This is a genomic window from Clostridium sulfidigenes (assembly GCF_000732635.1).
Classification (GTDB): Bacteria; Bacillota; Clostridia; order Clostridiales; family Clostridiaceae; genus Clostridium_J; species Clostridium_J sulfidigenes.
The window spans coordinates 1-14,168 of the sequence record NZ_JPMD01000013.1 but is presented as its reverse complement, the minus strand read 5'-3'; the positions used below and the strand labels follow the sequence as shown (position 1 = coordinate 14,168).

8 protein-coding genes are annotated in these 14,168 nt (G+C 30.4%); 5 read left to right on the top strand and 3 right to left on the bottom strand.

From position 1 onward, the window contains the following. Positions 1-225 precede the first annotated feature (225 nt). The gene (locus IO99_RS05470; RefSeq protein ID WP_035131182.1) at positions 226-3,669 is read left to right on the top strand and encodes a pyruvate carboxylase; all 3,444 of its coding nucleotides are present in this window, start codon (positions 226-228) and stop codon (positions 3,667-3,669) included. A 148-nt stretch (positions 3,670-3,817) separates the two neighbouring features. On the opposite strand, the gene IO99_RS05465 is transcribed toward IO99_RS05470, so the two are convergent. The 3 genes from IO99_RS05465 to IO99_RS05455 all read right to left on the bottom strand — a co-directional run bounded on the left by IO99_RS05465 (position 3,818) and on the right by IO99_RS05455 (position 7,011). Next, a complete protein-coding gene (locus IO99_RS05465) occupies positions 3,818-4,327 on the bottom strand; it encodes a ferritin (protein WP_035131180.1) in 510 nt (169 codons plus the stop codon). 94 nt (positions 4,328-4,421) lie between these two features. Then, on the bottom strand, positions 4,422-5,537 hold the full coding sequence (locus tag IO99_RS05460) for an SLC13 family permease (RefSeq protein ID WP_035131178.1): 1,116 nt from the start codon (positions 5,535-5,537) through the stop codon (positions 4,422-4,424). A gap of 91 nt (positions 5,538-5,628) precedes the next feature. Further along, positions 5,629-7,011 carry an MATE family efflux transporter gene (locus IO99_RS05455; RefSeq protein WP_051823947.1) on the bottom strand — a complete coding sequence of 461 codons (1,383 nt, stop codon included), beginning with the start codon at positions 7,009-7,011 and terminating at the stop codon, positions 5,629-5,631. A 315-nt stretch (positions 7,012-7,326) separates the two neighbouring features. On the opposite strand from IO99_RS05455, the gene IO99_RS05450 reads away from it, so the two are divergent. The 4 genes from IO99_RS05450 (at position 7,327) to IO99_RS05435 (ending at position 13,645) form a co-directional block, all read left to right on the top strand. Further along, entirely contained in the window at positions 7,327-7,614 is a 288-nt protein-coding gene (locus IO99_RS05450) for a DUF503 domain-containing protein (RefSeq protein ID WP_035131176.1), read from the top strand. A 261-nt stretch (positions 7,615-7,875) separates the two neighbouring features. Next, complete coding sequence (locus IO99_RS05445; protein ID WP_035131175.1) at positions 7,876-9,603, top strand: ABC transporter ATP-binding protein; 1,728 nt, start codon at positions 7,876-7,878, stop codon at positions 9,601-9,603. Continuing rightward, positions 9,603-11,390, top strand: a complete 1,788-nt coding sequence (locus IO99_RS05440; protein ID WP_035131173.1) for an ABC transporter ATP-binding protein — start codon at positions 9,603-9,605, stop codon at positions 11,388-11,390. The genes IO99_RS05445 and IO99_RS05440 overlap by 1 nt, the downstream gene beginning before the upstream one ends. 404 nt (positions 11,391-11,794) lie before the next feature. After that, a complete protein-coding gene (locus tag IO99_RS05435) occupies positions 11,795-13,645 on the top strand; it encodes a 5'-nucleotidase C-terminal domain-containing protein (RefSeq protein ID WP_051823946.1) in 1,851 nt (616 codons plus the stop codon). Positions 13,646-14,168: the final 523 nt, after the last annotated feature.

Sequence of the window (14,168 nt, the reverse complement as noted above, 5' to 3'; positions counted from 1 at the left end):
AAGTGATTATATTTGCAAGTATAAAAATATTAAATTTCAGTTGTACATAATAATTTTGTAAAAATGCTATACTTTATAAAAAGTGTGTGATATAATTAAAAACATGTTATTGGAGTCCAATTATTTTTGTTAAAAAAATATATTTTGCATAAACTAAAGATTATATATTGCATAAATTTATAAAGTTTTTAGTTGAAAATAATAAAAGATGGTGGTGTTTTTTATATGACTAAGAAAAAATTCAAAAGAGTATTAGTAGCAAATAGAGGAGAAATTGCAATAAGAATATTTAGAGCTTGTCACGAGCTTGGAATAAGAACTGTTGCTATATATTCTGAGGAGGATAAGCTTTCTCTTTTCAGAACAAAGGCTCATGAAGCCTATCAGATTGGAAAGAATAAAAGCCCTGTTGACGCTTATTTAAATATTGATGAAATTATTAATCTTGCATTAAAAAAGCGTGTAGATGCCATTCATCCAGGTTATGGATTCCTATCTGAAAATCCTGAATTCGCTAGAAAGTGTAAAGAGGCAGGAATAGAATTTATAGGACCTAGAGCAGAAATGATGGATAGATTAGGGGATAAAATAAAATCAAAAATTGTAGCAAAAGAAGTTGGTGTACCTGTAATACCAGGAGTAGAAAAACCAATTACTTCAGAGACGGAAGCAATTAAATTTGCAAAAGAATGTGGATATCCAATCATGCTAAAGGCTGCTGCCGGTGGTGGTGGAAGAGGCATGAGGATAGTAAGAAAAGAAGAAGAACTTCTGGAGTCTTTTAAAAGTGCTAAAAATGAGGCAAAAAAGGCTTTTGGAATAGATGATATATTTATAGAAAAATATCTAGAAGGACCTAAACATATTGAGATTCAAGTTCTTGGAGATAAGCATGGTAATATAGTTCACCTTTATGAAAGAGATTGTTCAATACAAAGAAGACATCAAAAGGTTATTGAATTTAGCCCAGCAGTATCTCTAAGTGAAGAAAAAAGACAAGTTATCTGTGAAGATGCTTTAAAGATTGCAAAATCCGTAGGATACATAAGTGCCGGAACTTTAGAGTTCTTAGTAGATATACATGGCAATCACTATTTTATTGAGATGAATCCAAGAATACAAGTAGAACATACTGTTAGCGAAATGACTACAGGAATAGATATCGTTCAAAGTCAAATTTTAATAGCACAGGGATATAGTTTAGATTCTAAGGAAATAGGAATCTGTTCACAAGAAGATGTAAAACCTAGAGGTTTTGCAATCCAATGTAGGGTAACTACAGAAGATCCTTCTAATAGTTTTGCCCCAGATACAGGGAAAATAGATGTTTATAGAACAGGTTCAGGATTTGGGATAAGACTAGATGGAGGAAATGGATTTAGTGGTGCTGTAATTAGTCCTTATTATGATAGTTTACTTGTAAAAACAACAGCTTATTCTAGAACCTTTGAAGATACAATTAGAAAATCCATACGTTCCATTAAAGAGTTAAATATTACTGGAGTTAAGACAAATATAGATTTTCTGATAAATGTATTAAATAATGAAACCTTTAGAAGAGGACAATGTGATACTAATTTTATAGCAGATAATCCTCAATTATTTGATATAAAACCTAGAACTGATGAAGAATATAAGGTTTTAAAAATCATTGGAGAAAAAATAGTAAATGAAACTAAGGGAAATAAGAGAGAATTTGATGTACCAGTTATTCCAGTTGTAGACTCTTTAGAAGGCATACAAGGTACTAAGAAAATATTAGATGAACAAGGTCCAGAGGGTGTTGTAAATTGGATCAAGAATCAGAAAAAACTATTAATTACTGATACTACTATGAGGGATGCACAGCAATCCTTAATGGCTACAAGAGTGAGAAGTAGAGATATGTTCAACATTGCAAAGGCGACCTCAGCCTATGGAAGAGATTTATTTTCTCTTGAGATGTGGGGTGGAGCTACCTTTGATACGGCTTACAGATTCTTAAAAGAATCTCCATGGGAAAGACTTGAAGAATTAAGAAAAAGAATTCCTAATGTTATGTTTCAGATGCTAATAAGAGGAGCTAATGGAGTAGGATATAAAAATTATCCAGATAACGTAATAAGAGAATTTATAAGAGAATCTTCAAAGAGTGGTATAGACATATTTAGAATTTTTGACTCACTTAACTGGTTAAAGGGTATAGAGACTTCTCTTGATGAAGTTTTAAATTGTGGGAAATTAGCAGAAGTTGCTCTATGCTATACTGGAGATATTTTAGATGTAACTAGAGATAAATATAGTCTTGAATACTATGTAAATAAGGCTAAAGAAATAGAAAAAATGGGAGCTCATATACTTGCTATAAAGGATATGTCTGCATTGCTTAAACCTTATGCAGCTAAAAAACTTATTAAAGCATTGAAAAATGAGATTTCAATACCTATTCATTTACATACCCATGACACTACTGGAAATGGTGTAGCAACTGTGCTTATGGCAGCAGATGCTGGAGTAGATATTGTAGATACAACCTTTAATAGTATGTCTGGTTTAACTAGCCAACCAGCTCTAAACTCTGTTGTAGCAGCACTTGAAAATACAGACAGAGATACTGGCATAAATGTAAGTGAAATTCAAAAGTTATCAAATTATTGGGATGCTGTAAGACCAGTATATGAACAGTTTGAATCAGGCCTTAAGTCAGGTAGAGCAGAAATTTATAAATATGAGATTCCAGGGGGACAATATTCAAACTTAAAACCTCAGGTAGAAAGTTTTGGACTTGGTCATAGATTTGAAGAAGTTAAATCTATGTACAAAGAGGTAAATAATATGGTAGGGGATATAATAAAAGTTACACCTTCTTCAAAAATGGTAGGGGACATGGCTATTTTCATGGTTCAAAATGGGTTAAACTCTGAAAATATCTGTGAAAAAGGAAAAAATATGGCTTTCCCAGATTCGGCAGTATCTTATTTCAAAGGGATGATGGGTCAACCAGAAGGTGGATTCCCAGAGGAACTACAAAGGATAGTTTTAAAGGGTGAAAAGGCTATAACTGATAGACCAGGAGAATTATTACCACCTGAAGACTTTGATAAAATTGAAGAATATCTAAAGGATAAATATAAATATACTCCATCTAAAAAAGATGTTATAAGTTATGCTTTATATCCTGAAGTATTTGAAGATTTCTTAAAATTTGTTTCAGAATATGGTGATGTAAGTCGTATGGGTAGTGATGTATTCTTCCATGGACTTGCAGAGGGTGAAACATGTGAAGTTGAAGTTGCAGAAGGAAAGACCCTTATAGTTCAATTTATAGAAATAGGTAAATTAGATTCAGAAGGATATAGAACTCTAGCCTTTGAAATTAATGGAAATAGAAGAGAAATTAAAATTAAAGATAAAACAGCAAGTGCTTTAAAGAGTAATGGTAGTGATAGCTCTATAAAGATGGCTAATGCTGAGGATAAGCTAGAGATTGGAGCAAGTATTCCTGGAACTATAATTAAAGTCTTAGTAGAAAAAGGACAACAAGTTAAAGAGGGAGAAAGCTTACTGACAATAGAAGCAATGAAAATGGAAACTAATATAGTAGCTTCTATGGATGGTACTATTGACTCAATCCTTGTATCAGAAGGACAACAAGTAAAGACAGGACAATTACTAGTAAAATTAAAGTAATAACATCTACTTAATTTGTAGCAAAATAAATTGCCTATAAAAAATTTATATATATTATAAAAGACTTACTTAATGTTTTATCACTAAGTAAGTCTTTTGCATTGTCATTATACTCACTTAATATTATAATGAGTAATTGATTTTCACATTAAGCAGTAGTTGGTGGAGTGAAAACTCTTGTAGCAAGTTCTTCATCTAACATATATAAAGCTGCTGGATTATCTTCAGCTCTTTTAATCTTTTTAAGAAGAGTGTTGAAGGTGTTTTCTTCTTCAACCTGCTCATCTATGAACCATCTAAGTAAGCTTATAGTTGCATGTTCTTTTTCTTCGGAAGCAATATCTGCTAACTTATAAATTCTACTTGTAACTAGTTGTTCATGTTTATAACCAGTTTCAAATACATCTATTATACTTTCATATTTGCTCTCTGGTTTATCAATTTTATCTAATTCAACAACACCATTTTTTTGAAAAATATAGTCATAAAGTTTCATTGCATGGAATAATTCCTCTTGAGCTTGAACTCTAAAGAAATTAGCTGTTCCACTTAAATCAACAGATTCAGCATAGGCTGCCATAGCTAAATAAGTGTAAGATGAATAAAATTCAAAGTTTACTTGGTCATTAAGATTTTTTAATAAATTATCACTTAACATTAGTATACCTCCTTATAATCCTTAGTTTATTGTAGGATTTTAAATATTTAGTACTATTCTACATGATTTACCATAGTTATTCAAATTATAACAACTATAACAATTTAATAATAGGAATAAATATAAAAAGTCCTAAAATATTGTAGAAGGTAAATTTCTTTAAAAACTTACCACTATAGGATTTAAATTCCTTCACATATAGTTTAAAGGATATAACACTTGCCATAGATGCAATTATTGTGCCCATTCCTCCAATATTAACCCCTAGTAAAAGCTCTTTATAATAATTTGTGAAGTTTGCAATGAGCATTGTAGCAGGTACATTACTTATACCTTGACTCAGCAGAATAGATGCAAAGTAAGTATTATTAGCTCTATTTAGTATTTGTGATAAAAAGCTTTTTACAACACCTAGAGAGGAAATATTGCCTATAAATATGAAGAAACCTATAAAAGTAATAAGTAAGGAGTAATCCACTTCCTTTAATAGATTTTTATTGATTATCAAGGTTAATATCAAGGTTACCCCCATGGAAATTCTATAATCTATAAATCTAAATACAGATAAAATAGCTATAATAAATAAAATAGTAAAAATAATAATACCTTTTGTGTTGAATCCGGAAATATTATCTAGACTAGGAACCTCAATATTTTCTTTATTATTTATAATTAATATAGTTAAAAATATAATAGCAATTATAACTAAAGGTAGAGTTATCCTAAAAAAGTCCACAGGAGTTAGATTATAAAAGGAATAAATAAAAAGATTCTGTGGATTTCCCATAGGGGTTAGACTACTACCTAAGTTGGCAGCTAAAGTTTGAAAAATTACTAGTTTTAATGGATTAACCTTAATCTTTTTACTAATTATTATAGTTAACGGTACAAAGGTAAGTAGAGCTACATCATTAGTTACTAACATTGAGGAGAAAAAGGTTATAAATATTAGGGAAAAACATAATGATGTGTAGCTTGTACATTTATTTAATATAGACACTGCAATGAAGTCTAATATCTTTAAATCTTTAAAGGCTGCCACAATAATCATTAAATTTAGCAATAAAAATAAAACCTTAAAATCTATATACTCTATCTTGGGTATAGCTATAAAGGAAGAGAGAATAGCTAAAGTTATAGCTATTACTAATATAGTCTCGGTTTTAAAGAATTTTATAATTTGATTTTTATAAATTTGTACTATTTTCATTTATGTATCTCCATTTTAAAAATTAAGCTATGCATTACTTTAATTATAAATTAATTATTAAGTAAAACATAGCCTAAATATAATTATATATTTAATTAATTGAAGGTTTCCAAGTACCCTTATAATAAAAGTATACAGATAAAGCAGTTCCTATTATCCAACCAAGAGGAAAAGCCCACCAGATACCAGAATATCCTATTATTGAAGCTAAAATGAAGGAAAGGGCTACTCTTAGTATTAAATCAGAAAAGGTGGCAAACATAAAGTCTTTCATAGCTCCAGCTCCACGGAGAACACCATCACATACCATCTTAAGACCTACTACTAAATAAAAAGGTGCTAGGGTTCTTAGAAACTCAGTACCCACATTAATTACATTTATACTCTCACTAGAATCTACAAACAATCCAATTAATTTTGGAGCAAAGATTAAAAATAGAATAAGAATTCCACCACATATACTTAAGGTTATAGCTACTGCAGCTTTATATCCTTCTTTCACCCGGGAAATTTTCTTTGCACCAATGTTTTGGGCAGTGAAGCTAGATAGTGCACTAGACATAGTACTCATAGAAGTAAGAGCAATGGTATGAACTCTAAAGGCAGCAGAATATCCTGCTACGACTATGGCTCCGTAACTATTAACTAGACCTTGTACACAAATTTGACCTATAGATATAAAGGATTGTTGCATTATACTTGGTATGGCAATTCTACTTATACGTTTTAAAATGTAACTACTAAAGTAAGGATACTTTTCAGTGACTTCAATTTTACGTAATCTCATAATAAGGCACACTATAGCTAGTATAGAAGAAAGACCTTGAGCAATAAAAGTAGCCCAAGCAACTCCAGATACACCCATTTTAAAAGTTATAACAAACACTAGGTCTAAAATAATATTAAATATAGAAGAGAAAATTAAAAGACATAAAGGTGTTTTGGAATCTCCCAAACCGTTAAATATGGCAGTGGCAGTATTATATAAAAATAAAAATATAATACCACTTATGTATATTTGTAAATAAAGGGCAGAATCAGAAAATATATTTTCTGGAGTATGAAGAAGTCTCATAAGAGGCTTACAAAAAATACTACCCAAGATAGTTAAAATAATACTAAGACTGGTTAGAGATATTATAGCTGTTGAAATTGCAGATTTCATAGTAGTATACTTTTTTGAACCAAAGATTTGTGCAACTACTACAGAGCATCCCATACTAGAACCTACAGCCACAGCTATGAATAGTGCAGTTATAGGATAAGAAGCACCTACAGCAGCTAAAGCATTTACTCCTATAAATTTTCCTGCTACAATACTATCTACAATATTATAAAGTTGTTGAAAAAGTGAACTAAGTAACATGGGAAGAGAAAAAGTCCATAAAATTTTAAAAGGGTTTCCAATGGTCATATCAGTGATAGAACTATCTTTAATCTTATTATCCCTTTTAGTGATAGTTTCAGAGTTCATAATAGTTTACCTCCTCAAATGATATAATTATAGATTTTAATCTAAAGTTTTTAATTTAAAACTAAGTTTATATATACCTTAAGATAAAAAAATCCCCTTATCATTATAGGATGTATGTAAAAGAAGAGCAACGAAGGATATATATAGGAATATTGTGATAAAATTAGAATAATAGGGTACATTGGAGGTAATTGATTAGATTTGCTCTAGGAGCCTTAATTACAGTAATATCAATGGGTTTACCATGTAAGAACATAACATTATTGAAACTGGAGAAATTAATATAAAATATTAAATTAATGGAGTGATAATATAATGAAAATATTAATAATGCGTGTGACACTAAGAGCCTCATGGGTACATTCTTTAAAGGAGAAGAGAATGGTGATAAAGAGTTTAATGCAAAGACTAAGAAATAAGTTTAATATTTCTGTTGGCGAAGTTGATGAACAAGATATACATCAAACATTAGTTATAGGTATTGCAGGAGTTTGTGGAACATCAGCTCAGGTCCATTCTACCATGGAAAATATAATAAATTTTATAGAAGAAAATACCGATGCAGAAATAATTAAAATTGAGAACGAGGAAGATGTGTTTTGATGTGGTATTAAATGGTGAAAAATTTTAGAAGATATTAAAAAGGGGAAAGTTGCAACACACATAGAGGAAATAAAATAATAAATATTAATAATTCTTTATGTAATTGTATTCACGGTTATAAATTCCATTGACTTCATAGTTAAGCTGTGGGTATTATGTTCTAATAGTGGTAAATAATTAAAGTTAATTATAGAACAGATAATTAAATTATTAATTTATATTATTAGTATTAAAAAATATTTACAAAGGAGGAATTATAAAATGAAATTAATTTTAAAATACTTAAAAAATTATAAAATGCTTCTTATGATTAATATAATATCAGTATTTGGCTTTGCTTTAGTTGAACTTGGAATACCAACTATTATGGCTAAAGTTATCGACAAGGGAATAGCTAATGGTGATATAGAATATATAAAAACAATGGGACTTATAATTGTAGTTATATCTATAATAGGGGTTTTAGGGACAATATTGTTAGGATATTGTTCATCTAAAATATCTACAAATGTGACTAGAGATATAAGGAATGATATATTTAAGAAATCACAAGAGTTTTCTCATAGTGAATATGATAGATTTGGTATATCATCAATGATTACTAGAACTACCAACGATGCATTTCAAGTAATGCAATTTATAAATATATTACTGAGATTAGCGTTGATTACACCAGTAATGTTTATAGTAAGCTTAGTGATGATACTTAAAACAAGTTCATCCTTATCAAGTATATTAGCTGTTACATTACCATTTATAATTATTGGTGTATTTATAATAGCTAAAATTTCCCATCCGTGGTCAGAGATTCAACAGAAAAATTTAGATAAGTTAAACAGAATATCTAGAGAAAATTTGACAGGAATAAGGGTAATAAGAGCTTTCGGTAATGATGATCATGAAAGAGAAAGATTTGCTGAAACTAATAAGGACTATACTGAGATTTCAAAGAAGATTTTCAAGCTTATGTCTATATCTCAGCCAAGCTTTTTCTTAGTGCTTAATTTAGCAATCATAGCTATATTCTGGATTTCTAGTAGCATGATAAATGTGGGAACTCTTCAAGTAGGACAATTAGTTGCTTTTATAGAGTACTTATTCCATGCTATGTTTTCACTTATGTTATTTTCAACTGTATTTGTTATGTATCCCAAAGCACAAGTTTCATCTAATAGAATACAAGAGCTATTAGATGCTGAACCTATTATCAAGAATCCTGAGAATGGAATCAAGAAAAGTAATAATGAAGGAACTGTAGAATTTAATAAAGTTACCTTTACTTATCCAGATGGAGAAGTACCTGTGCTTAAAGATATTTCCTTTACAGCTAAAAAGGGAGAAACTATTGCGTTTATAGGAAGTACTGGTAGTGGAAAGAGTACACTAATAAACCTAATTCCTAGATTTTATGATGTTACTGAAGGATGTATAAAGATAGATGGCATAGATATTAGAGAATATGATTTAAAGACTTTACGTAAAAAAATTGGATTCATACCTCAAAAGACTAGGTTGTTTACAGGAAGTATAGATACAAATATTAGGTTTGGTAAAAACAAAGCTACTTTAGAAGAGGTTGAATATTCTTCAAAGGTGGCCCAAGCCTATGACTTTATAATTAAAAAACCTAAGAAGTTTGAGGAGTTAATAAGTGAAGGGGGAGGCAATGTATCTGGAGGGCAAAAGCAAAGAATATCTATTGCCAGAGCTATAATAAGAAGGCCTGCAATATATATTTTCGATGATAGCTTTTCTGCCTTAGATTTCAAAACAGATGCTACTCTTAGAGCTAAGCTTAAAAATGAAACTAAAGAGGCTGTAGTATTGATAGTTGCTCAAAGAATAAGCTCTATTATGGATGCTGATAAAATTATAGTATTAAATGAAGGGGAAGTAGTTGGAATAGGAACTCATAGAGAGTTACTGAAAAATTGCGATATATATAAAGAGATTGCATCATCACAATTAACAAAGGAGGAGTTGGCATAATGAAGAAGATTAAAAATACAGTAAGTAAAATTTCTCCCTTTGTGAAACCCTATAAATGGCCTTTTATAGGGGCCATAATATTTGTAATTATAGCAGCGATTTTTACTGCTCTAGCTCCCATGACAGAAGGGTTAATTATAACTCAGCTTACCAAGGATGCCTTTGATATGGCTAAAGGAGTAGTAGGAGCTTCAGTAAACTTTTATTATATAATAAAAATTTTAATAGTTTTAGCCTTTGTATATGTAGGAGGTACAGCATCAACATATGCAGCTAGCTTCATGTTAACTAATGCAATTCAAAATACCATGAGGGATTTAAGAAATACTGTTCAAGGTAAAATTAGAAAATTACCAGTGAGTTACTTTGATAAAAATAGCTATGGAGATGTATTAAGTCGTATTACTAATGATATAGATACTATATCTAATGCATTACAGCAAAGTTTTGTTCAAGTAGTTAATGCAGTTCTTTCATTAACTTTTGCATTAATAATGATGTTTACAATAAATGTAAAGATGGCATTAGTAGCTATACTTATAATACCTATAAGCTATATGATATCTAGAGTTATAGTTGGAAGATCACAGAAACTGTTTTATAAGCAACAAAAGGCTCTAGGAAACCTAAATGGTAAGGTTCAGGAGATGTATACTGGCTTTAATGAGATAAAATTATATGGAAAGCAAGATGATGTTATAAGAGAATTTGGAGATATAAATCAAGAACTTTGTAGTACTGGATTTAAAGCTCAATTTATATCAAGTATAATGTCACCCCTAGTTTCTCTAGTAAGTTATTTAGGAATTGCAGCCATTGGAGTATTAGGTGCAATTAATGCCATAGCAGGTGCCATTACTGTTGGAAATCTACAAGCATTTATTCGTTATATATGGCAGATAAATCAACCTCTTTCTCAGGTAACTCAATTATCCTCAGCTATACAATCAGCTTTTGCAGCAGTTGATCGTGTATTTGAAATATTAAATGAGGAGGAAGAAATTTCAGATAAAGAAGATTCAATAAAATTAGAAAATCCACGTGGTAATGTTACCTTTGAACATGTTAAGTTTGGGTATAGTGACGACAAGCCATTAATAAAAGACTTAAGTGCAGAGGTAAAGAGTGGGCAAATGGTAGCCATTGTAGGTCCTACAGGAGCAGGTAAAACTACTCTTATAAACTTACTTATGAGATTTTATGATATCAAAGAGGGAGCTATAAAGGTAGATGGAGTAGACATTAGAGACATGAAGAGGGAAGAGCTACGGTCAATATTTGGAATGGTTCTTCAAGATACATGGCTGTATAATGGTACAATTTACGATAATATAAAGTATGGTAGATTTGATGCTACGAAAGAGGAAATAATAGAAGCTGCTAAGATAGCTAATGTACACCACTTTATAAAGACTCTCCCTGATGGGTATAACATGTTTCTTAATGAAGAAGCATCTAATATATCTCAAGGTGAAAAGCAGTTGTTAACTATTGCTAGAGCTATAATATCAGATCCTGCCATATTGATATTAGATGAGGCAACAAGCTCTGTAGATACTAGACTAGAGCTATTACTTCAAAAAGCTATGAAGAATATAATGAAGGGAAGAACAAGCTTTGTTATTGCCCACAGACTTTCAACTATCCGTAGTGCGGATTTAATTTTAGTTATAGATGAAGGTAATATTATAGAGCAAGGAACTCATGAAGAGTTAATGATAAAGGGTGGTTTTTACGAGAAACTTTATAATAGTCAATTTAGAAATAATGAAGAAGTAAGAAGTTAAATAATATTAGAAAACGTCTCTTTTTAAGAGACGTTTTTATATTTTTTTAATATACATATATAGCACAATATAAAATTAAATATACATTTAATTTTATAGTTTAAGTAACCTAATGTCATGAAACCCGCATGAGCACAACAACTAGTTAACTAGGTAAATATTTAAATAGGTTTATAGGTATATATTTAAATAGGAACATAGTTTTATAACTTCATATTTAAATAGTTTATGGTTAAAATCCTATTGAATTTTATTTTAAATTTGTAATTAAATTATTTTTCAATGGAATAATTTACAAGTAAGGCACAAAACTATTGAAAAGTAAAATAATGGGTAATACAATATAAGGTATAAGGAATATAGTTAACTATGTTCCTATTAAATTATAATTAGGGGGAAAGGGTATGAAAGAGAAAAAAAGACTTACGGCGTTTATAATGTCATTATTTTTATTTGCAACCTTAGTAATGCCAATAAATATTACTGAGGCATATGCAGAAGATAATGATAAAACAAATAATAGCCAAGCTGTAGCTAGTGACGAAAACAGTAGAGAGACACAATTACTAGAGGATACTAATTTAAGTAAGGTTAACAAGGTAGTTGACATTATAAGTTTTAATGATTTCCATGGCAATGTATTAGAGTCTGGTAAAAACATTGGAGCTGCAAAATTAGTAGGAGTTGTAAATGAATATAAAGCTAAAGCTACTACTGAATATGGTGTTATACCAGTATCAGCAGGAGATTTATATCAAGGGACAGCAATTTCTAATCTTACCACTGGTAAACCAGTAACAGCTATGCTAAAAGCTATGGGACTTGAAGCATCGGCTATAGGTAATCATGAATTTGACTGGGGCATTAATAATATAAATGCTTGGTCAAAAGAAGGTGGATTCTCCTTCTTAGCTGCCAATATAGTTAAAAAAGGTACTGAAGAAAGAGTAAGCTATGCGCAACCATATAAAGTAGTTGAAAGAAATGGAGTAAAAATAGGGTTAATAGGAATTTCTACTCCAGAAACAGTAACTTCTACTTTAGCTGAAAATGTAAAAGATGTAGATTTCTTAGATCCAGTAGATACTGTTGCTAAGTGGAACAAAGTACTTAGGGAAACAGAAAAGGTTGATGTTGTAGTAGTTATAGGGCATGCCGGAGCGTATCAAGATAGTAATACAAAAGAAATAACTGGGGAAGCTGCTGATATAGCAAAAGTTGAAGGTGTAGATGCTGTAATTGCAGGTCATAACCATTCTGTAGTTTCAGGCGAGGTAAATGGAGTACCAGTAGTAGAAGGTGGATATAATGGTAGAGCCTTAGCTAAGCTTACATTTACCTTTGATCATAGTAACAAACTTATAGACGTAGAGCCTAGTGTGGATGTGTTTTTAGGTAAAGAGGCTACCATTCCAGTAGATGAAAATGTATTAAAGGAAGTAAATGATATGAATTCAGGTTTAAGTGAAATATTAGGACAAAAGGTAGCTTCACTTAAAGAGCGTTTAAGTCATGATGATAAAAACACTGCAGTAACTCCACTTGGTGTAACTGTAGCAGAAACTATGAGAAAAATAGTAGGAACTGAGATAGCTGTAACTAATGGTGGTGGAATTAGAAGAAGTCTAGAACAAGGAGATGTCACTATTGGTGATATGTACGAAATTCTTCCTTTTGATAATACTATAGTAACTCTTGATGTTAAGGGTTCAGACCTATATGGCATCATAGAACATGGAATTAATACAGAGGGATTTGCATGGGGTCAATATGCAGGTATAAAGGTTTGGTATAATCCAGAAGATGGCAAAGTTTCATCTATAAGACTAAATGATGGAACTAAAATTGATATGGATAAATATTATTCTGTAGCAATAAATGACTTTATGTTAACAGGTGGAGATAAATATGATTTCTCTAATGCTATAAATGCAGTTAACACAAATGTAGTTATGAGAGATGCAATGGCTGAAGATTGGAACAAAAATGGTGTCCCTGAAGTAGATTTTAATGTATTAGTAGCAGGAGAAGATACAACTGTAGATAAGCCTACAGAAGAAAAACCAACAGAACCTAATGTTCCAGAAGAAGAAAATAAGCCATCAACTCCAAATACTAATAATCCAAGTAAACCAAGCAATCCAAGCAAATTACCTCAAACTGGTGCTCCATTAACCTCAGATGCATTTGCAACTATGGGAATTATGGCAATTGCATTAGGCGGATATATGATTAAGAAGAAAAAATCAGCATAATAATTAAAGTAACTACCTGCTAGGAGAAGAGATCTTTACTAGTAGGTAGTTTTTTATAATTTTTTAATTATTATATGAGTTTGAATTAAGAAAAGATTCCACATATATATAAACGAAGGTAACTATACAGAGAATACACAAAGTTACCAATAGGATTAAATTAGCGCGTTTTGTTGAAATATGGAAATGAATATGATATAATTTGGAATGATATGCAAAATAATACAAGATTGCTTAATAACAAGTGATTACTCAAGAGAGTCTATATACAATTATATAAATATGTAATAGCCCATTGCAAAACTATTAAAAGAATTTAGGCTAAAGTAGCTTTAGGATATTTAATTGGAAATTTTAAACACTATAGATAGGCTTTAAGAAACTAATCTTCTTAAAGAAAGTATGTTGTTTTTTTATATTCATGTTGTAGCTGATAATTACTGAAATAAGTTGAGTTATTCCAGATAAAAGTAATTCAGATTTTAGTGAAGAGGTTTTATTTATTTTTAGTTTTGAAATGGCT

Bases quoted from the DNA above. Each gene is read 5' to 3' on its own strand.
- IO99_RS05455 (WP_051823947.1), bottom strand. From the start codon at position 7,011: ATGAACTCTGAAACTATCACTAAAAGGGATAATAAGATTAAAGATAGT.
- IO99_RS05440 (WP_035131173.1), top strand. From the start codon at position 9,603: ATGAAGAAGATTAAAAATACAGTAAGTAAAATTTCTCCCTTTGTGAAA.
- IO99_RS05450 (WP_035131176.1), top strand. From the start codon at position 7,327: ATGAAAATATTAATAATGCGTGTGACACTAAGAGCCTCATGGGTACAT.
- IO99_RS05435 (WP_051823946.1), top strand. From the start codon at position 11,795: ATGAAAGAGAAAAAAAGACTTACGGCGTTTATAATGTCATTATTTTTA.
- IO99_RS05470 (WP_035131182.1), top strand. From the start codon at position 226: ATGACTAAGAAAAAATTCAAAAGAGTATTAGTAGCAAATAGAGGAGAA.
- IO99_RS05445 (WP_035131175.1), top strand. From the start codon at position 7,876: ATGAAATTAATTTTAAAATACTTAAAAAATTATAAAATGCTTCTTATG.
- IO99_RS05460 (WP_035131178.1), bottom strand. From the start codon at position 5,537: ATGAAAATAGTACAAATTTATAAAAATCAAATTATAAAATTCTTTAAA.
- IO99_RS05465 (WP_035131180.1), bottom strand. From the start codon at position 4,327: ATGTTAAGTGATAATTTATTAAAAAATCTTAATGACCAAGTAAACTTT.